The organism is Streptomyces sp. NPDC038135, assembly GCF_055601245.1.
Genome location: NZ_JBVJXS010000015.1, coordinates 40,121 through 59,654 on the forward strand (window position 1 = coordinate 40,121; position 19,534 = coordinate 59,654).

17 protein-coding genes are annotated in these 19,534 nt (G+C 73.6%); 8 read left to right on the forward strand and 9 right to left on the reverse strand.

Annotated features, from left to right (window positions below; genetic code table 11):
- Positions 1-2 precede the first annotated feature (2 nt).
- Positions 3-1,829 carry an endonuclease/exonuclease/phosphatase family protein gene (locus ACZ7JA_RS34520; RefSeq protein WP_470812329.1) on the reverse strand — a complete coding sequence of 609 codons (1,827 nt, stop codon included), beginning with the start codon at positions 1,827-1,829 and terminating at the stop codon, positions 3-5.
- Between the two features lie 266 nt (positions 1,830-2,095).
- Here ACZ7JA_RS34520 and ACZ7JA_RS34525 point away from each other — a divergent pair, with 266 nt between their 5' ends.
- The 4 genes from ACZ7JA_RS34525 to ACZ7JA_RS34540 all read left to right on the forward strand — a co-directional run bounded on the left by ACZ7JA_RS34525 (position 2,096) and on the right by ACZ7JA_RS34540 (position 6,694).
- Complete coding sequence (locus tag ACZ7JA_RS34525) at positions 2,096-3,523, forward strand: hypothetical protein (RefSeq protein ID WP_351669256.1); 1,428 nt, start codon at positions 2,096-2,098, stop codon at positions 3,521-3,523.
- Between the two features lie 332 nt (positions 3,524-3,855).
- Complete coding sequence (locus ACZ7JA_RS34530; RefSeq protein WP_351669255.1) at positions 3,856-5,307, forward strand: alkaline phosphatase PhoX; 1,452 nt, start codon at positions 3,856-3,858, stop codon at positions 5,305-5,307.
- Between the two features lie 73 nt (positions 5,308-5,380).
- A complete protein-coding gene (locus ACZ7JA_RS34535; protein ID WP_470812332.1) occupies positions 5,381-6,019 on the forward strand; it encodes a 2'-5' RNA ligase family protein in 639 nt (212 codons plus the stop codon).
- Positions 6,020-6,082: 63 nt separating this feature from the next.
- Entirely contained in the window at positions 6,083-6,694 is a 612-nt protein-coding gene (locus ACZ7JA_RS34540) for a TetR/AcrR family transcriptional regulator (protein ID WP_389304397.1), read from the forward strand.
- 18 nt (positions 6,695-6,712) lie between these two features.
- Here the strand turns inward: ACZ7JA_RS34540 and ACZ7JA_RS34545 are convergent, their stop codons facing one another.
- The 7 genes from ACZ7JA_RS34545 to ACZ7JA_RS34575 form a co-directional block, all read right to left on the reverse strand.
- Entirely contained in the window at positions 6,713-7,924 is a 1,212-nt protein-coding gene (locus tag ACZ7JA_RS34545) for a TerD family protein (protein WP_389304548.1), read from the reverse strand.
- Between the two features lie 71 nt (positions 7,925-7,995).
- Positions 7,996-8,985, reverse strand: coding sequence for a zinc-dependent alcohol dehydrogenase family protein (locus tag ACZ7JA_RS34550; protein ID WP_351669251.1), 990 nt, complete (start codon positions 8,983-8,985; stop codon positions 7,996-7,998).
- The gene (locus ACZ7JA_RS34555) at positions 8,982-9,827 is read right to left on the reverse strand and encodes a carbohydrate ABC transporter permease (RefSeq protein WP_351669249.1); all 846 of its coding nucleotides are present in this window, start codon (positions 9,825-9,827) and stop codon (positions 8,982-8,984) included. The genes ACZ7JA_RS34550 and ACZ7JA_RS34555 overlap by 4 nt, the downstream gene beginning before the upstream one ends.
- Complete coding sequence (locus ACZ7JA_RS34560; RefSeq protein WP_351669247.1) at positions 9,824-10,762, reverse strand: carbohydrate ABC transporter permease; 939 nt, start codon at positions 10,760-10,762, stop codon at positions 9,824-9,826. The genes ACZ7JA_RS34555 and ACZ7JA_RS34560 overlap by 4 nt, the downstream gene beginning before the upstream one ends.
- Complete coding sequence (locus tag ACZ7JA_RS34565; protein WP_393428651.1) at positions 10,759-12,129, reverse strand: ABC transporter substrate-binding protein; 1,371 nt, start codon at positions 12,127-12,129, stop codon at positions 10,759-10,761. The genes ACZ7JA_RS34560 and ACZ7JA_RS34565 overlap by 4 nt, the downstream gene beginning before the upstream one ends.
- Before the next feature lie 114 nt (positions 12,130-12,243).
- Positions 12,244-13,014, reverse strand: coding sequence for a DeoR/GlpR family DNA-binding transcription regulator (locus ACZ7JA_RS34570; RefSeq protein ID WP_389304550.1), 771 nt, complete (start codon positions 13,012-13,014; stop codon positions 12,244-12,246).
- A gap of 268 nt (positions 13,015-13,282) precedes the next feature.
- Positions 13,283-14,092, reverse strand: coding sequence for an NAD-dependent epimerase/dehydratase family protein (locus ACZ7JA_RS34575; RefSeq protein ID WP_351669243.1), 810 nt, complete (start codon positions 14,090-14,092; stop codon positions 13,283-13,285).
- Between the two features lie 263 nt (positions 14,093-14,355).
- Between ACZ7JA_RS34575 and ACZ7JA_RS34580 the strand changes: the two genes are divergently transcribed.
- Together ACZ7JA_RS34580 and ACZ7JA_RS34585 are read left to right on the forward strand one after the other, a co-directional pair.
- Entirely contained in the window at positions 14,356-15,297 is a 942-nt protein-coding gene (locus ACZ7JA_RS34580) for a 5-dehydro-4-deoxyglucarate dehydratase (protein ID WP_351669241.1), read from the forward strand.
- Positions 15,294-16,457, forward strand: a complete 1,164-nt coding sequence (locus ACZ7JA_RS34585; protein WP_389304406.1) for a hypothetical protein — start codon at positions 15,294-15,296, stop codon at positions 16,455-16,457. The genes ACZ7JA_RS34580 and ACZ7JA_RS34585 overlap by 4 nt, the downstream gene beginning before the upstream one ends.
- Here the strand turns inward: ACZ7JA_RS34585 and ACZ7JA_RS34590 are convergent.
- Positions 16,394-17,626 (reverse strand): MFS transporter, encoded by a 1,233-nt coding sequence (locus tag ACZ7JA_RS34590; protein ID WP_389452887.1) that lies wholly within the window; start codon positions 17,624-17,626, stop codon positions 16,394-16,396. The genes ACZ7JA_RS34585 and ACZ7JA_RS34590 overlap by 64 nt on opposite strands.
- Before the next feature lie 167 nt (positions 17,627-17,793).
- Here ACZ7JA_RS34590 and ACZ7JA_RS34595 point away from each other — a divergent pair, with 167 nt between their 5' ends.
- Positions 17,794-18,375 carry a TIGR03086 family metal-binding protein gene (locus ACZ7JA_RS34595; RefSeq protein ID WP_389304410.1) on the forward strand — a complete coding sequence of 194 codons (582 nt, stop codon included), beginning with the start codon at positions 17,794-17,796 and terminating at the stop codon, positions 18,373-18,375.
- Positions 18,376-18,666: 291 nt separating this feature from the next.
- Positions 18,667-19,428, forward strand: a complete 762-nt coding sequence (locus ACZ7JA_RS34600) for an MBL fold metallo-hydrolase (RefSeq protein WP_470812336.1) — start codon at positions 18,667-18,669, stop codon at positions 19,426-19,428.
- The last annotated feature ends 106 nt before the right edge of the window (positions 19,429-19,534 follow it).

The window sequence follows — 19,534 nt, forward strand, 5'->3', positions numbered from 1 at the left end:
GGCTACGGACGGAACCGCAGCACCTGCGGGTCGTGGTCGCTGATCTGGTCGTTGAACTCCGAGTTGATGTGCACGCTGTCGTACTCGAGGCCGCAGTCGCGCCGGATCGCCGGGCTCACCAGGATCTGGTCCAGGACCTGCTGGTTGCCCTGGTAGTCGTAGGTGTAACGCTCGCTCTTCGGCAGCGACTTGATCGCCGACCACAGCTCGCCGTCGCCCTCGAGGATCCGGGCGGTGCCGGAGAACTCGAAGTCGTTCATGTCGCCGAGCGCGATGACGTTCGCGTTCTTCTGCACCGACAGGATGTCCTTGACGAAGGCGTTCACCACCGTCGCCTGCGCGTGGCGCTGGATCTCCGAGCTGCGCACCGGCGGCTGGTACTGGGAGGCCAGACCCTGGTCGCCGCCCTTGGAGTTCAGGTGGTTGGCGATGACGAAGACCGTCTTGCCGTGGAAGACGAACTCGCCGGCCAGCGGCTTGCGGCTGTTCGCCCAGGCCGCGTTCGCCGGGTCGACCCGGCCCGGGGAGGCGGTGAGCTGCGCCTTGCCGCGCACCTTGGTGACGCCGACCGCGGTGGTCGAGTCGCCGCCGGCGCGGTCCACGAAGGACACCCGCTCGGGGTTGAACAGGAACGCCTGGCGGATGTTGCCGCCGGGCTCGCCGCCGTCCTGGTCGTTGACCGGGTCGATGGAGCGCCAGTCGTACTTCGGGCCGCCGGCCGCGACGATCGCGTCGATCAGCTTGTGCACGGTCTCGCTCGCGTCGACCGTGCCGTCGTCCTTGGCGCCGTTGTTGTCCTGGATCTCCTCCAGGGACACGACGTCCGGCGACTGCAGGTTGTGCACGATCGCGGCGGCGTGCTGGTCGAACGTGGCGTCCGACGGGTCGAGGTTCTCGACGTTGTACGTCGCCACCGCGAGCTCGCGGTCCGACTGCGCCTGCGTGGTCTCGCGCTGCAGGCCGCCGCTCTTCAGCGTGCCCAGCTCGCTCGCGACCAGGGTGTAGCCGCCGTACTGGTTGAAGTCCAGCGGGCCGGTGGTGCTGCCCGCCAGGGTGTCGCCGACGTTCGCCTTCGGGAAGTCGGCGGTCGCGCCCAGCGACTGGATCTGCAGCCGGCCGGTGTTCTGGGAGTCGTAGGAGCCGTAGACCGTGCCGCCGCGGCGGCTCGCGTGCTCGTGCGGCTTCACCGTGACCCACAGCTCGCTGTACGGGTCGGTCGCGGTGACCACCCGCGCGTCGGCGACCTGGACGTTCATGCCCTCGAGGGACTCGTAGTAGTCGAGGGCGTACGCCGACGGGTCCAGGGCGAGGCCGTTGATCGAGCCGGCCGCGGCGGTGTCGCCGGCCGGGGCGTAGGCGTCCGGCACCGCGTCCTCGTCGACGACGACCGGCGCCGGGACGGCGTTGCCGGTGGAGACCGCGGTGACCGTGGGCTTGGTGATCTCCGTCACCGACTGGTTGCCGGAGGAGGCGCCGCCGGGGACGTACTCGGAGACCGTGCCGGTCACCGTGACCGAGTCGCCGACCGCGACCTTCGGCGTGGAGCTGGTGAAGACGAAGACGCCCTCGCTGGTGGCGGGGTTGTCGTCCGGCGTGGCGTCCTGCAGCCAGAAGCCCTTGGAGGAGCCGTAGGTGCGGGTGGCCGTGACGATGCCGGGGACGTCCGAGACCTTCTGCCCCGCGAACGGGGATATCCGGGTGGTGCCCTGGATGTCGTGCACGCGGACCGAGTCGGCGTGCGCGGGCGAGGTGAGGACGACGGCGGACGCCGCGCCGCAGACGGCGGCGACGGTGAGCGCGGCGAGGCGCGTGGAAGACCTGCTCGGCAAGGGATCCCTCCGGGGGATGTGACTGGGCGCCGGGACGAGGATGGAACGGCAGCGTGTGGGACTCGTGGCCCTCTGTGACACGCGTGAAGCCGAGTGAACAGTTGTCCCCCCAACTTCTACGCGCGTCAATCTCCTGCCTGTGGAGGGGAGTTGTCAAGGTTTCGGCCATGTACGGTGCCCGGCCGGGAGATGAACCGGGCGGCATGGGTGGAAATCCGTCTAGGCTGAGCGGCTGAGCCCTTTCACGGTCCGAGGAGATCCAGCCGATGTCAGACAGCTCCCCCCTGCCGCCCGTGCGGCTGCGTCCCGAAGCGGAGCTGGCGCGTGCCGCGCTGTCCACACCGTTGCTCTCCCGCGCCGCCCGCCTCGCCCGCTGGGCCGGGCCCGGCACCCGGGTCGACGCCGGCGGCGGACTGGTCGAGGAGCAGCTTCCGGCCGCCGCCGAGCTGCTCGGGCTGAGCGGGGACGACGCCGCCGCCCACGCGAGCGAGGCCTGGCGGGTGGCCGTGGACGCCGGACTGGTCGCGGTCACCGACGAGGAGGCCGGGACCGTGACGGCCGGCGAGGAGCTGGCGCTGCTCACCGCCGGGTCCCCGCACGACGTGCTCACCGTGTGGCTCAGCGCCCTGGAGACGGTCGTCGCGGACGCGAGCGTGCCCGACCTGGACGGTCTTCTCGACGCCATGGACGAGGGCGGCGAGGTCGATTTCGCGTCACTCGACTGGGACCCGGAGGCCGAGGCGGAGTTCCTCGACGGCGTCCTCGGCACGCTCTACGCGCTGACCGTCGCCGAGGGCGGCGCGGGCGAGGGTCCGGTGCCGCTGCCCGCCCTCGCCGCCTCGGTGATCGTCCCCAGTGACATGGGCGAACCCACCAACGACGTCCTGGAGCAGGTCTCCGACGCGATGATGCGGCTCGACGACCAGTTCCGGATGCTGGAGCCGGTCGGACTGGTCGAGTACCAGCCGGTGGACGAGGCGCTGATGGCCGACGCCGACGAGGAACCCGCAGCGCCGGTGGACGACACCGACGTCTCCCGCTACGGCATGGTCCGGCTGACCCCGCTCGGCGCGTACGGCCTGCGGGCGCGGCTGCTGGAGGCCGGCTTCGAGGCGCCCGCGGTGGGCGAACTCGCCGACAAGGGCGCGGACGCCCTGCTCGACGGCACCTCCCGCTTCGGCCAGTCCGCCGCCCGCGCCGAGACGGAGCAGTGGCTGGCCCGGCGCGAACCGCTCGCCTCGGCGCGGGAGTTGCTGGCGGCGGCGCGCGGCGCCGACGCCGGGGCGCCGCTGCGCCGACTGCGCTGCCAGCAGGCGCTGTCCCTGGTCGGCGCGGAGGCCGAGCCGGCGCTGCGGGAGGTCCTCGACGACCCGGAGCTGGGCGGGCTCGCCCGGGTCTGGCTCAGCGAACACGGCGCGGCGGACGTGCCCGCGCCCTCCCAGGACCTGGTGTTCTGGCTGACCGTCGACACCCTGGCCGCGCAGCTCCAGGCGGAGGGGAACTCCGAGGAACTGCAGGCCCTGGTGGAGGGACTGGCCGAGCAGCACAGCGGGTTCTTCGCGGCGGCGTGGCGGGTGGACCACCCCGCGACCGCCGACGTGCTGGAGGCGATGGGGCGGCTGCACCCGGACAAGAAGGTGGCCAAGGAGGCGCGCAAGGCCGCCTTCAAGGCCCGCTCGCAGCAGGGCGGCTAGGCGGAGGCGGCCCGGCGGACCGGCCGCGCGGCGGAGAGGGCCGTGCGCACGGTGGAGAGGGCCGTTCACGGCTGAGCGGAGGCGGGCCGCCGAGCGCGGACACCGGTGGGGCGGGGCGCGCCGGGCCCGCTGCTGCCTGCCCGCCCGCGGGTCGGGCGCCGAGCGGCCGCGGCCGGTTCCTTGACCGGCCATGGGGCAGTGCTTACGGATTCATGGAACAGGGACCCCGGCGGTAGCCCGGCGTTCAACTCCCGTTCAGCACCGGCCGGGAGCGTGAGCGCCGACCGCAGGACGCCACCCTCCACGGCACGCCCACTGTCACAGGAGACACCATGTCGCTCAGCCGCAGGGACTTCGCCAGAACATCCGCGCTCACCGGTGCCGGAGTCGCGCTCGCGGGCAGCGTCGGCGCCCTCGCCACCGCCCCGGGCGCCCTCGCCGCCACGGACACCGGCGGCGCGGACGGCGAGTCGGCCCACGGGCACGGGCACCACGGCGTCGGCTACGGCCCCCTGCTCCCCGACCCCGACGGCATCCTCGCGCTGCCCGCCGGATTCAAGTACCGGGTCATCACCTACAGCGGGAAGACCAAGCTGGAGTCGGGCGAGTTCACCCCGTCCAACCACGACGGCACCGCCACCTTCGACGGCCCGCGCGGCACCACGCTCCTCGTCAACAACCACGAACTCGCCGGGGCCCGCGCCCAGTGGCCGCACCCGGTGCCGCTCACCGAGGGCCTCGTCTACGACCCGGCCGCGGCCGGCGGCTGCACCGTCGTGGAGGTCCGGCGCGGCGGCGAGGTCGCCGAATGGGTGGGCATCGCCGGCACCGCCACCAACTGCGCGGGCGGCAGCACCCCCTGGGGCACCTGGCTCACCTGCGAGGAGACCGAGGACAAGGCCGGCAAGAACGGCTTCACCAAGGACCACGGCTACGTCTTCGAGGTCGACCCCGAGGACCGCCGGGCCAACCGCGACCCCAAGCCGGTCAAGGCCCTCGGCCGGTACGCCCACGAGGCCGTCGTCGTCGACCCCAAGCGCGGTCACCTCTACCTCACCGAGGACGCCTCCGGCCCCAACGGCCTGCTCTACCGCTGGACTCCGCCGGAGGGCTTCCGCCACGGCCGCGGCAAGCTGCGCACCCTCGCCGACGACGCCGGCGTCCTCCAGGCCTTCAAGTGCTTCGACTCCGGCGGCCAGTTCGTGGACGACCTGTCCCGCGCCACGAAGACCGGCACGGTCTACGGCGTCGACTGGGTCACCGTCCCGGACCGCGACGCCCGGCAGGTCTCCATCCGCAAGCAGTTCGGCGACGGCCAGATCACCCGCGCCCGCAAGCTCGAGGGCATGTGGTGGGGTGACGGCGGCGCCTACATCGTCTCCTCCTACGCCCGTGCGGAGAGCCCGGTCCAGCACGACGGCCAGGTGTGGTTCTACGACCCCAAGCGCCGCACCCTGACGCTGAAGGTCCTCATCGGCGTCAACCCGGACCCGTCCGCCGACGGCGACTTCGACGGCCCGGACAACATCACCGTCTCCCCCTACGGCGGCCTGGTCATCGCCGAGGACGGCGAGGGCGTGCAGCACCTGTTCGGCGCGACGGAGAGCGGCCGCACCTACCCCATCGCCCGCAACGAGCTGAACCTGGGCACCGCCGAGGAGCCCGAGTACAGCGAGTTCACCGGCGTCACCTTCTCGCCCGACGGCAGGACGCTTTACGCCAACATCCAGACGCCCGGCATCATGCTGGCCATCACGGGCCCGTGGAAGCGGCAGCAGCGCTGAACCGGCCGGTTTCCTCCGGCTGAGCGGCGTCCCGGGGGCGGCGGCCGGCGACGGGCGGGGCCATGATGGAGGCGTGTCCCGCCCGTCCGTGCCCGGTCCGGCCGCCGCCCCGGGACGGCTCGCGTCGGCGCCCACGCCCCGGACCGCCGTCGCCTGGCTGCCCCCGGGGCCGCTGTGGCCCGCCGTCCAGCGGATCCGCGCCGAGCACGACCCGCAGATCCGCCGGTGGCCGCCGCATGTGAACCTGCTCTTCGGCTTCGTGCCGGAGGACGACTTCCCGGCGGCGCTCCCGCTGCTGGCCGCGGCGGCCGCGGAGCGCGAGCCCTTCGGCATCCGGCTCGACGGGGTCCGCTTCTTCCGCCACCGCGCCTCCGCCACCGTGTGGCTCGACCCCGCGGCGGCCGGACTCGACCCCTGGACCCGGCTCCACGCCGCGCTGGCGGAGCCGTTCCCGGCCTGCGAGCACCGCTTCCCGCGCTTCACCCCGCACCTCTCGCTCGGCCGCACCCGGGCCCCGCGGGAGCTGGCGGCCGAGTGCGCCGCCCGGCTCGGTGCGCTGCACGCGCGCGTGGTCGGGGTCTGTGTGCTGTCCCGCCGCGGTGACGGGCCGATGCGCATCCGCGCCACGATCGCCCTGGGCACCGGCGTGATCGGCCGCCGGCCCGGCCCGGACCCGGCCGGCGCCTGTTACGAGCCGCCGGACAGCCGCTGACCGCGGGGCCCGAAGCGCTCCCGGTACTGTTCGGGATCGGCACGGTTCGCGAGGAGTTCCCGGATGACGCAGGCCAGACCCATGCGCGCGGACGCCCGGCGCAACTACGACCGGCTGCTGCGGGTGGCGGCCGAGGTCTTCGCCGAGCACGGGGAGAACGCCTCGCTCGACGACATCGCCAAGCGCGCCGGAGTCGGTTCCGGCACGCTGTACCGGCACTTCCCCAACCGCCGGGCGCTGCTGGAGGCCGCCTACACCGACCGGATGGCGGCGCTCGCCGCACGGGCCGACGAGCTGGCCGAGGCGCTGCCGCCGGGGGAGGCGCTGGAGGAGTGGCTGAACGAGCTGTGCGCCGGGACGATCCGGGTGCGCGGGCTGAAGGCGCTGCTGGGTTCGGCCGTCATGGACGGCGGGGCGGCGCCGATCCCGGTCTGCGGCGCCCCGGTCCGGGACGCGGCCGCCCGGCTGGTGGCCGCGGCCCGGGCCGCGGGCGCCCTGCGGTCCGACGTGGAGCCGCTCGAACTGCTGCGGCTGGCGCACGGCGTGGCGACGGCGTCGGAGTTCGCGGACGGGCAGGGCGGGCAGATCCGCCGCTATCTGGCCCTGCTGATGGAAGGGCTGTACGGGCAGCGGGACCGGCCGGCCGGCGGGCGCCCCGCGCGGGAGCGCCCCTGACCGTCGTACGGGCGGCGGCTACAGCGCCCGGGCTCCCGGGTCGACCATGTTCCGCACCGTGCGCGCCTTCACGAAGTCGCCCATCGCCGTCATCTCCCACTCGCCGGAGTACTGCCGGATGAGCTTGGCCATCATCACGCCGGTCTGCGGCTCGGCGCTGGTCAGGTCGAAGCGGACCAGCTCCTCGCCCGAGGCCGCGTCCACCAGACGGCAGTAGGCCTTGGCGACCTCGGTGAACTTCTGGCCGGAGAAGGAGTTGACCGTGAAGACCAGGCCGGTGACCTCCTGCGGGATCCTGCCGAGGTCGACGACGATCACCTCGTCGTCGCCGCCGCCCTCGCCGGTGAGGTTGTCACCCGAGTGCTTGATCGCGCCGTTCAGGATCGACAGCTTGCCGAAGTAGCAGCTGTCGACCGGGTTGCGCTGCGGGCCGTAGGCGATGACCGAGGCGTCCAGGTCGATGTCCCGGCCGCGGTAAGCGGGCTCCCAGCCCAGGCCCATCTGGACCCTGGAGAGCAGCGGGCGGCCGCCCTTGACCAGGGACACGGTCTGGTTCTTCTGGAGGCTGACCCGGCCCTTGTCCAGGTTGATCTTCCCGGCGCCGGGCGCGGGCGCGGCCGGGGCGGCGGGCGCCTGCGGAGGGGCGGACGGGGCCTGCGCGGGGGCCGGCGGTGCGGCCGGCGGCTGCGGCGGGGCCGCGGGCGCCGCGACCGGCGGTGCGGCGGGCGCGGCGGCGGGCTCCTCCACCGAGACGCCGAAGTCCGTGGCGATGCCGGCCAGCCCGTCGGCGTACCCCTGGCCGACGGCGCGGGCCTTCCACTGGCCGTTGCGGCGGTAGATCTCCATGACCACCAGCGCCGTCTCGGAGCCGAGCCGCGGCGGCGTGAAGGTGGCGAGGACCGCGCCGCCGGCGGCGTCCCGGACGGTCGCCGTCGGCTCGATGCCCTGGAAGGTCTGGCCCGCGGCGTCCGGGCTCGCGGTGACCACGATCTTCTCGATCTCCGGCGGCACGGCGGCGGTGTCGACCTCGATCGCGTCGGGCGCGGCACCGCCGCCGGACCGGTACGTCACACCCGGGCCGCCGGGCTGGTTGTAGAAGATGAAGTCGTCGTCGGAGCGCACCTTGCCGTCGGCGGTGAGCAGCAGGCCCGATACGTCGAGCCGCACCGGTGCGGCGACGTCCACCGTCACGCGGGCGGCGGACAGAGGGATGTTCGAGCCGGGGGTCATAGCTGTCATGACGTGTGAACGAACGGCACCGCTTTACCGTTCCCTTACCGACGGCCCGACCCCCGTTCGGCTCAGGGGACGACGACGATCTTGCGGCCGACGCCCGCCGCGAACTGCTCCAGCGCCTCGGGGTAGCGCTCCAGCGGGATCCGGTCGCTGATGAACACCTCCGGGTCCAGCACGCCGTTCGCGAACAGCTCCGCCGCCCGCTCGAAGCTGTGCAGCACCGCCATGGAGCCCGTGATGGTGATCTCCTGGTTGTAGATCCGGTACGGGTCGATGGTCACCCGGGCCGCGTAGTCGGCCACCCCGAACTGCAGGAACGTGCCGGCCTTCGCCACCCGGTCGAGACCGTCCTGGATGGCCGCCGCGTTGCCCGTCGCGTCCACCACCACGTCCCAGCCCCGCGGCCGGTCCAGCTCGTCCGCGTTCGCGGCCGACGCCGAGACGCCGAGCCTGCGCGCCGTCTCCAGCCGGGCCGGGTTCACGTCGACGACGTCCACGCTCGCCGCGCCGGTGCGCTTGGCCAGCTCCAGCATCATCAGGCCCATCGTCCCGGAGCCGTAGATCAGCACATGGGCGCCGAGGCGCGAGTTGAGCACGTCGTAGCCCCGCACCGCGCAGGACAGCGGCTCCACCAGGGCCGCGTCCTCGGTGCGCACGTGCTCGGGCAGCCTGACGCAGTTCGCCACGGGGGCCACCGCGTACCGCGCGGCGCCGCCGGCCGTGGTCACGCCGATCGCGGCCCACCGCTCGCACAGGTTGTTGTGGCCGGTGCGGCAGTGGCGGCACTCGTAGCAGTACAGGGACGGGTCCACGGCCACCCGGTCGCCGACCGCGACCTCCGTGACCTGCGTTCCGACGCCGACCACCTCGCCCGCGAACTCGTGCCCGGGGACGATGGGCAGCTTGGGCGCGAACTCGCCCTGGAGGATGTGCAGGTCCGTGCCGCACAGGCCGCACGCGGCCACCTCCACGACGACCTCGCGGGGCCCCGGCGTGGGGTCGGGCACCTCGGTGACGACGGCGCGGCCCACGGACTCGATGACGGCGGCCTTCATTTCACGGCTCCCAACGACAGGCCCTGGACCAGCTTGTCCTGGGCGGCGAACCCCGCGGCGAGCACCGGCAGGGAGATGACGAGCGACGCGGCGCACACCTTGGCCAGGAACAGGCCCTGGCTGGTGATGAAGCCGGTCAGGAAGACGGGGGCGGTCTCGGCGACCACGCCCGTCAGGACCCGGGCGAAGAGCAGTTCGTTCCAGCTGAAGATGAAGCAGATCAGGGCGGTCGCCGCGATGCCGGGCAGGGCGATCGGGGCCACCACGCGCGCGAGGACGGTCGGCAGCCGGGCTCCGTCCACCCGGGCCGCCTCGATCACCGCCACCGGCACCTCGGCGAGGAAGGACTGCATCATCCACACCGCGATCGGCAGGTTCATCGAGGTGTAGAGGACGACCAGCAGCCAGATGTCGTCGAGCATCCCGGTGTTCTTCGCGAACAGGTAGACGGGCAGCAGGCCCGCCACGGCCGGCAGCATCTTCGTGGACAGGAAGAAGAACAGGACGTCGGTCCACTTGCGCACCGGCCGGATCGACAGCGCGTACGCCGCCGGCAGGGCGAGCAGCAGCACGCAGGCGGTGGAGACCACCGAGGCCACCGTGGAGTTGATCAGCGCGGGCCAGGGACTGGCCCCGCCGCCGGTGCCGAAGAACTCGCGGTAGCCGTCCAGGGTGAGGGAGGCGGCGAAGGAGGGCGGGTTGGTCGCCGCGTCCGCCTCGGAGTGGAAGGACGTCAGGGCCATCCAGGCGATGGGCAGGAAGAACACGATGCCGGCCAGCCAGGCCACCAGGCCCAGGCCGGTTCCCGTGCGCACCCTGCGCTTGACGACGGTGGCGCTCATGCGCGGGACACCTCCTCGCGGAACAGGGACGACACCACGCGCAGGGCGAAGGTCGCGATGACGATGGAGCCGACGACCACCAGGACGCCGGCGGCCGAGGCCAGACCGTTCTCGTGGGCCTGGTAGAAGCTCTGGTAGACGGTGTAGGGCAGGTTGGCGCTGCCGAGCCCGCCGGAGGTGATCGTGAACACCGCGTCGAAGTTCTGGACGATGTAGATCGACCCGAGCAGGGCGCCGAGCTCCAGATAGCGGCGCAGGTGGGGCAGGGTCAGATGGCGGAAGATCTGCCAGTCGCTCGCGCCGTCGACCCGGGCGGCCTCGATCTGCTGCTGGTCCCGGCTCTGCAGTCCGGCCAGCAGGATCAGCATCATGAACGGCGTCCACTGCCACACCAGCGAGACCTCGACCGCGAGCAGCGGGGTGTTCGAGATCCAGTCCGGCTGTGGGCCGCCCACATAGTGCAACAGCCCATTGAGCAGCCCGTATTCAGGGTTATAGAGCACATGCTTCCAGAGCAGGGCCGCCGCCACCGGCACCACGAGGAAGGGTGCGATGAGCAGGGTGCGCACGAGGCCCCGGCCGCGGAACCGCCGGTCCAGCAGCAGGGCCAGGGCCAGGCCGAGGACCAGGCTGGCCAGTACCACCGCCACCGTGAGCAGCAGGGTGGTCCAGACCGAGTGGCGCAGGTCCGCGTCGGTCAGCACCTGGCGGTAGTTGTCGAGGCCGGTGAAGTGGCGGGCCTTGGGGTAGAGGGCGTTCCAGTCGAAGAAGGAGATCACCAGCGTGGCCACGAACGGCAGCTGGGTCACGACGATCATGAAGACGAGGGCCGGGAGCAGCGGGGCCCGGGTGGCCCAGGCGCGCAGCCGGGCCGGGGGGCGGTGCGCCGCCCGTGCGGGGGTGGTCGCGATCGGTGCCGTGGTCGTCGCTGTCATCGTCCCTCGTACTCCTCGGAGATCTTCTCGGCGAGCGCCTGCGACTTCCTCAGGGCCGAGTCGACGGACTGGCGCCCGGCGATGGCCGCGCTGATCTCCTGGGAGACCTTGGTGCCGAGGTCGGTGAACTCGGGGATGCCGACGAACTGGATGCCGGGCGCGGGCCGCGGCTGCACGCCGGGGTCGTTCGGGCGGGCGCCCTCGATGGCCTTGCGGGTCATCTCCTGGAAGGCGGCGGCCGACTCGCGGTAGTCGGCGTTCCGGTAGGTCGACGCCCGCTTGCCCGCCGGGACGTTCGGCCAGCCGCTGGTCTCGCCGACCAGCCGTTCGTAGCCCTTGCCCGACGCCCAGGAGACGAACTTCCAGGCCTTGTCGGGGTTGCGGGAGGCCTTCTGGATGCCCCAGGCCCAGGTGTAGAGCCAGCCGGAGGAGCCGGTCCGCTCGACGGGGGCGGGTGCGTAGCCGAGCTTGCCGCGGACCGGGGACCTGGCCGCCTCCAGCAGGCCGGCGGCGCTCGTGGCGTCGTACCACATGGCGACCTTGCCCTGGGTCATGCCGTTCAGGCACTCGGCGAAGCCGGACTGGGCGGCGCCGGACTCGCCGTGCTCGCGCACCAGGTCGACATAGAACTTTGTCGCCTTGACGAACTCCGGGGAGTTCAGGCGTGCCTTCCAGCCCTTGTCGAACCAGGTGCCGCCGAAGGTGTTGACCACGGTGGTGAGCGGCGCCATCAGCTCGCCCCAGCCGGGCAGGCCGCGCAGGCAGATGCCCTTCATGCCGGGCCGGGCCCCGTCCGCCTTCGCGGCGAGGCCGGCCACCTGCGTCCAGGTGGGGTGGGCGGGCATCTTCAGGCCCTTCGCCGCGAACACGTCCTTGCGGTACATCAGGAAGGACGACTCGCCGTAGAAGGGCTGCCCGTAGAGCCTGCCGTCGTCCGCCGTCAGGGACTGGCGCATCGGCTTCAGCACGTCCTGCTCGTCGTAGGAGGGGTCCCGGGCGACATAGCCGTCCATGTCGTGCAGCCAGCCGTTGCGGGCGTAGATCGGTATCTCGTAGTTGGACAGGGTGGCCACGTCGTACTGGCCGGCCTGGTTGGCGAAGTCCTGGCTGATCTTGTCGCGGACGTCGTTCTCGGGCAGGACCGTGAAGTTCACCTTGATGCCGGTCTCCTTGGTGAAGTGGCCGGCGGTCAGCTTCTGCAGCTCGGTCATCTGGGGGTTGTTGACCATCAGCACGTTGATGGAGTCGCCGCCGGAACCGGTCCCGCCCGCACCGGCCCAGCAGCCGGAGAGCAGCGGGGCGAGCAGCGTCCCCGCGGCGGCCACGGCGAGCGTGGCTCGCGGCCTCCGTCGGCTCGGGATGCGCATGGATCGCTCCTGGATGTGTGGATGTATGGGGAGATAAGGGGCGTACGAGGGTGTGCGGAGGCCCGCGGGGGAGGTGCCGCGGGCGTGCGGACCCGGCGCTCCGGGCCCGGCCGATCAGACCCGGATGACCTGCGGGCCCAGCAGGGAGTAGCGGTGTGCCTCGGTGGCCGGCAGCAGTGTGCTCGTCACGATCGCCTCCAGCGCGCCGATCTCGGCGAACCGGCAGAAGCTGACGGCTCCGAACTTGGTGTGCACGCCCGCGAAGACGGTGCGCCGGGCGGCGCGGACGGCCTGGGCCTTCACTTCGCTGACCGCGGGATCGGGGGTGGTGAGCCCGTGGTCGCGGGAGATGCCGTTGGCCCCGATGTAGGCGAGGTCGATCACGAAGCCGGACAGCATGCGGGTGGCCCAGTGGTCCACGGTGGCCAGCGTGCCGGCCCGGACCCGCCCGCCGAGGAGCAGGACCGACACGTCCTCGGCCTCGGCCAGGGCGCCCGCGACCGGCAGGGAGGCGGTGACCACGGTCAGCGGCCGGCCGGCGGGCAGTGACTCGGCGATGAGCTGCGGGGTGAAGCCCTCGTCCACGAAGACCGTCTCCGCGTCGCCGAGCAGTTCGGCGGCGGCGGCCGCGATCCGGCGCTTCTCCGGGACGTGGCTGGTGGCGCGGAAGGCGAGCGTGGTCTCGAAGCCGGCGCTCTCGACCGGGTAGGCGCCGCCGTGCGTCCTGCGGACCAGGCCGTGGTCCTCCAGGGCGCGCAGGTCGCGCCGGACGGTCTCCTTGGCCACGCCCAGTTCGGCGGCGAGCGCGGTGACGTCGACCGAGCCGGCGGTGCGCGCGGCCCGCACGATCTCGCGCTGCCGTTCCTCCGCCGTCCTCATGCCCATGTCGTCACCCGCTTCCCCGCCGCGCTGCCCGTTCGGGCCCATGGGGGAATTTCTACAGCGGGCGTGCGGCGCTGACCAGGCCTGTTACGGGCCCGATCCTGCCCGGATGTGCCCGTTCGGGGCGTGCGGCGCCCGTCGCGGACCTGCGGGGCCTTCCGGGACGGGGTGGGATCGGGCGGCCCGGATGCCCGTATACGGCGGCGGGCGGGCCCGATCGGTGCCCGCCCGCCGCCGTGAACGGCCTTTTCCGGCCTCGCGGCCGGCCCTGTCAGTACGGCCAGATCGGCGGGTCGTTGACGAAGTGGCCGCCGAGGTGGCTGTGCGCGGGGTTCGCCGGGTCGAGTTCGCCCTGCTCGGCGATGAGCTTCCCGGCGTACGGCTCGGAGTCGTCCCGGGGGTCGTAGCCGAGCGCCCGCGCGCTCGTGAGGTCCCACCACAGGCGGGTGTTGGCCGAGGAGCCGTACACCACGGTGTGGCCGACCCCCTCGGCGGTCAGCGCCGCGTGGAAGAGGCGGGCGCCGTCGTCCGGGCTCATCCACACCGAGAGCATGCGCACGCTGGTCGGCTCCGGGAAGCAGGAGCCGATGCGCACGGAGACGGTCTCCAGGCCGTGCTTGTCCCAGTAGAGCTGGGCCAGGTCCTCGCCGAAGGACTTGGACAGGCCGTAGAAGGTGTCCGGGCGGCGCGGGGTGTCGACGGGGATCAGCGGCCCGCCCGGGCGGGGGGCGGGGGTGTAGCCGACGGCGTGGTTGGAGGAGGCGAAGACGACGCGGCTCACGCCCTCGAGGCGGGCGGCCTCGTACAGGTTGTAGGTGCCTTCGATGTTCGACCGGAGGATCTTCTCGAAGGGCGCTTCCAGGGAGATGCCCGCGAGGTGGATGATCGCGTCCACCCCGCGCACCGCCTCGCGCAGCGCGTCCGTGTCCGTGAGGTCCGCGGTGACGGCGTCCGGTTCGCCCTCGACGGGCCGCGCGTCGAACAGGCGCAGCGTGTAGCCGTACGCCGGCAGCAGGGACCGCATCAGGGTGCCGAGCCCGCCGGCGGCGCCGGTGAGCAGGACGGTGCGGGGAGCGGGCATCCTCGGACTCCTTGATCGCCTCGGACGAGGGTGAACGGCCGTGTGCGCGGACATCACTGGCACATCATCGACATGGACATCATTCACATGCGTGGACACGCTAGAAAGCGGTGGCGGATCCAGTCAAGTGTGCCGTGGGGGTGGGAAGGTCCGCCGTCGTGTTGCGCGTTCGCACGCTTGACCGGGCCCGAAAGAGGCCCGTAGCGTGCGGATGTTCAGAAATATAGACGCTGATCAGAAGCATGCACCGACAGGGAGTGCTCGTGACGCCAGCCCCTCTCGCCGCCCGGCTCCGTGATCCGAGCGGGCCGCTGTTCTTCCCCGTCACGGCCTATGGCTCCGGCGGCTCCGTCGACCTCGACGTCTACCGCGCCCATGTGCGCGAGGGCGTCGCGGCCGGTGCCGCCGCCGTCTTCGCGTGCTGCGGCACCGGGGAGTTCCACGCGCTGCTGCCCGAGGAGTTCGAGGCCTGCGTCCGGGCCGCCGTCGAGGCTGCGGGCGGCCGGGTGCCCGTCGTCGCGGGCGCCGGCTACGGCACCGCACTCGCCGTCCGCTACGCGCGCACCGCCGAGGCGGCGGGCGCCGACGGACTGCTCGCGATGCCTCCCTACCTCGTCCACGCCGGCCAGGAGGGCCTGCTGCGGCACTACCGGGAGATCGCCGCCGCCACCGCCCTGCCGGTCATCGTCTACCAGCGCGACAACGCCGTCCTCACCCCGCCGACCGTCGTCGGACTCGCCCGCACCGAGGGCGTCGTAGGCCTCAAGGACGGGCTCGGCGACCTGGACCTGATGCAGCGGATCGTCAGCGCCGTGCGCACCGAGGCCCCCGGCGACTTCCTGTACTTCAACGGGCTGCCGACCGCCGAGCAGACCCAGCTCGCCTACGGCGCCCTCGGCGTCACCCTGTACTCCTCGGCCGTCTTCTGCTTCGCCCCGGAGATCGCCCTCGCCTTCCACCGGGCGCTGCGCTCGGGCGACGAGGCCACCGTGCGGCGTCTCCTGGACGGGTTCTACCGCCCGTTCGTGGAGCTGCGCGCCGAGGGCCGCGGCTACGCCGTGTCGCTCGTCAAGGCGGGCGTACGGCTGCGCGGCCTGGACGTCGGGGAGGTCCGCCCGCCGCTGCACGAGCCGGGCAAGGAGCACGTCGAACGGCTCGCCCTGCTGATCGAGCGCGGACACGCGCTGCTGGAGGAGGAGGCGTGAAGGCGTCGGCGTTCCTCTACCCCTGGGACGTGGCCGGGGATCCCGAAGCCCCCGCGCGGATCGCCTCGCTCGGCGCCGGGCAGGTCACCCTCGCCTCGGCCTACCACTCCACCCGCGCCCTGACCCCCCGCCACCCCCGCCACCGCATCGTCACGGCGGAGCACGCCGCCGTCCTCTACCCGCCGGGCGACCGCTGGGCGGGCCGGGTGCTGCGCCCGTACCCCGCTGGACGCTGGGCCCCGGGCGACGCCTACGGCGAGGCCGCCGGGGCGCTCGCGGAGGCCGGTCTGGAGGTGCACACCTGGGTCGTCCTCGCGCACAACTCCCGCCTGGGCGCCGAGCATCCGGACACCTCGGTGGTCAACGCCTACGGCGACCGCTATCCGTGGGCGCCGTGCATCGCGCAGCCCGCCACGCGCGCGTACCTGGTCGACCTGGCCGCCGAGGCCGCGGTGCGCCCCGGCGCGCACGGCACCGAACTGGAGTCCCTCGGCTGGTACGGGCTGCAGCACCTGCACGCGCACGACAAGACCTCCGGGATCGCCCTCGGGGACGCCGGGCAGTACCTGATGTCCCTGTGCTTCTGCCCGTCCTGCGGCGCCGGTTACGGCGAGCGGGGGCTGGACCCCGCCCGGCTGGCGGCCGGCGTGCGCGCCGCGCTGGAACCGCTGTGGCGGGGCGCGGCGGACGACGGGGGCTGGCCGTCGGTCGGCGCACTCCTCGGGGAGGACACGGCGGCGGCCACGCGCGCCTGGCGCGACACCGTCGCCCGCACGCTCCAGGAGGAGGCCGTCGCCGCCGTGCGCGCCGTCGCGCCCGAGGGCTTCCAGGTGCTGCTGCACGCCGACCCGGTGCCGTACCACTGCGGCGCCAACGCCGGCGTCGACCCCGCCCACATCCTCGGTGTCGCGGACGGTGTGGTGGTGCCGTGCACGGGCGGCGCGCGGCTGCTGGCGCCGTTCGCGGCGCGGGCGGGGGAACGGACGGTCCTGGCGGCCAACCTCACGGTGGTCACCGGGATGGGCGGCAGCCCCGCCACCCTGGCGGCGGACGCCGCACGCGCCCGTGCCGAGGGCGCGACGGAGCTGCGGCTCTATCACGCCGGACTGGCGTCGGACGACGACCTGTCCGCGGTGCGGGAGGCGCTGTCGGGGCGGTGAGCCAGGGCGGCCGCCGTCGCGAGCAGCGCAGCCCCGTAGAACGGCAGCAGCAGCCCCACGCCGGCCAGTTCGACCAGACCGGCCCCGACGCCGAGTCCCAGCACGTTCGGGGCGAAGACCAGCGTGCCGGCGGTGGCCGTCACGCGGCCGAGCAGCGGGCCCGGCGTCTCCCGCTGGACGGCGGTGAAGGCGGCCACCAGCACGCAGGGCAGGCCGAGGCCGATCACCACGCCGGCCGCAAGGGCCACCGGGTCCGACGGCAGGGCCCGCGCCGCCACCGCGATCCCGGTCAGCGCGATCCCCGCCGCCGCGAACCGGCGCGCGCCCAGGCGGCGCAGCGCGGGCCCCGAGACCAGCCCGGCCGCCACCGAACCGGCGCCCTGGAAGGCGTACAGCACGCCCGCGTACGCGGGGGAGTGGCCGAGGCGGTCGACGACGGCGTACACCGCGGAGCCGGCCAGCGCCGCCAGCAGCATGGCCGTGCCGCCCGCCCCGACCAGCGGGCGCAGCACGGGGTGGCCCCACAGGTGCCGGACGCCCTGCGCGGTCTGGCGCCGCCAGCCGTCGCCGGCCCGGGCGGGCCGCTCCTCGCGCACCCGCGGCAGGGCGTACAGCCCGGCGGCGAGGACGAAGGTGACGGCGTCCAGACAGGCCACGGCGGGACCGCCGTAGACCGCGTAGAGACCCGCCCCCGTCAGCGGGGCGACGAGCTTCATGCCCTCCGTGAGGGTCGTCCGCAGCCCGTTGAAGTCGCCGAGGAGGCCGGGCGCGACGGCGGCGGCGACCAGGGCCGACTCGGCGGCGTCGTGCACGACCCCGATGGCGCCGTAGAGGAACAGCACGGCGAACAGCAGCCACAGCCGGCCGGGGGAGTCGACGGTGAGCAGGGTGAGGAGGAGCGCCGCAAGGCACAGGTTCGACGCGACGAGCAGGGGCTTGCGCCGCATCCGGTCGGCGAGCGCGCCGAGCAAGGGACCCGCCGGCGTGGGCGCCCACAGCGCGAGCACGCTCAGGGCCGCCAGACCGTCGGACCCCGTGAGGTCCTTCACCCACACCCCCGACGCCAGCCACAGCGAAGAGGTGCCGAAGGCGGACACCACCACGCCGGTGAGGTACAGCGCCGCGTCGCGGTTCCGCAGGACGCGGACCAGGGACCAGGAAGTCGTCATGCCTGCCCATCGTGGGCCTGAGGCGGGGATCTGGCATCGGCACGATGCCCTACTCGCGGGACGGCGGCGGCCGTGCGCCGTGGGGGTGGTCCGGCGGCACCGATGAGTTCCGGCGAGCAGGACGGTCAACCCTTCGTACGGAGAGCGCGACCTTGAAGGAGTGACCCATGACCATGGTGGATCTCGGCCCGCAGACCCGGATCGTGGCGCGGCTCGCCGAGGCCGTGGCCGACGAGCGGCTCACGGCCGCCACGCCGTGCCCGGACCTGGCGGTGCGGAACCTGCTCGGCCACATCCTGCACCTGTCCGTGGCCTTCCGGGACGCCGCCCGCAAGGACCTCGGCGCGACGACCGACACCAGGCCGAACGCCACCGTCCCCGACATCGGCCCCGGCTGGCGCGAGGACCTGCCGAAGGCGCTGGACGAACTGGCCGACGCCTGGCGCGACCCGGACGCCTGGACCGGCGCCACCCGGGCCGGCGGCGTGGACCTGCCCGGCGCGGTCGCGGGCGCGGTCGTCGCCGACGAGCTCGTCGTCCACGGCTGGGACCTGGCCCGCGCGACGGGCCAGCCCTACGACCCCGACCCGGGCGCCCTGGAGGCGGCCCACTCCTTCCTCGCCGCTGCCGCCGCGGAACCGTCCCGCGCCGACGCCCCGTTCGGCCCGGTGGTCCCGGTCCCGCCCACCGCCCCCCTCCTGACCCGCACGATCGGCCTGAGCGGCCGCGACCCGAACTGGCGGCCGTGACCCCGGGCTGACTCACCGCCGGCCCGGCCGCCCCTTCGCCCGACCCCGGCGCGACCATGCGGCGCGGGCCCGCCGGTGCCGTTCCGATGGCGCCGCCGGCTGTACCGCCCCGGTGCCGGGCGCGTTCCGCGTCGAGGGTGCCTGCGGCCGGGTCGGGGCGGGTTCCGCGGCGGGAGTGCCCGTGCGGTCGCGCAGGGGCGCCCGCGTCGAGAGCTTCCGCCGGCCACGGGGCGACCGCAGCCTTGCCGAAAGCCGCCGGGGTCCGGTGCCGCACCCCGTACCCTCCGTGCCATGCCGCTCACTCTCACCGTCCTCGGCGCCGCCTCCCCGCACCCCGGGCCCGACCGGCCGTGCTCCGGGTATCTGCTGGCCGGTGGGGGCGCCGAGGTGTGGGTGGACGCGGGGCCCGGGACGTTCGCGGCGTTGCAGCGGCACACGGATCCCGCGCGGCTCACCGCGATCTGGATCTCGCACCTGCACGCCGACCACAGCGCCGACCTGCTCGCCGCCGCCTACGCCTTCGCGTTCGGCGGGATGACCCCGGCCGCGCCCGTGCCGGTGTACGCGCCGCAGGACTGCGCGCGCCGGCTGGCGGGCTTCTTCGGGCGCTCGGACGTGGAGTTCCTGAAGGGCGTCTTCGACTTCCGGGCCCTGTACGACGGGCACGACGTCCGGCACTGGAACCTCCGGCTCACCGCCCGCGCCGTCGCGCACGACGCCGAGGCGTACGGGCTGCGCGCCGAGAGCCAGGGGAGCGTGCTCGCCTACTCGGGGGACAGCGGCCCCTGCGCCGCGCTCGGTGAACTCGCGGCCCGCGCCGACCTGTTCCTGTGCGAGGCGGACATCGACGAGCATCGCGGTGGCGAACACTTCCCGCAGGTCCACCTCACCCCCGAGGACGCCGGCCGCGTCGCCCGGGAGGCACGGGTGCGCGAGCTGCTCGTCACGCATGTCGGACCCAGCCTCACCCGGGCGGCGGCCACCGCCCGGGCCGCCGAGGTCTCCGGCCGGCCCACCCGCGCCGCCGTGGAGGGCGACACCCACACCGTCTGAGGCGCCTTCCGGCAACCCGAACTCCCTTTGTCAGAAGCATTGACGAAACACACGCCCCCTCCTACCTTCAACGCGTCGTACTTCGTACGTCATATATGAGACGCGA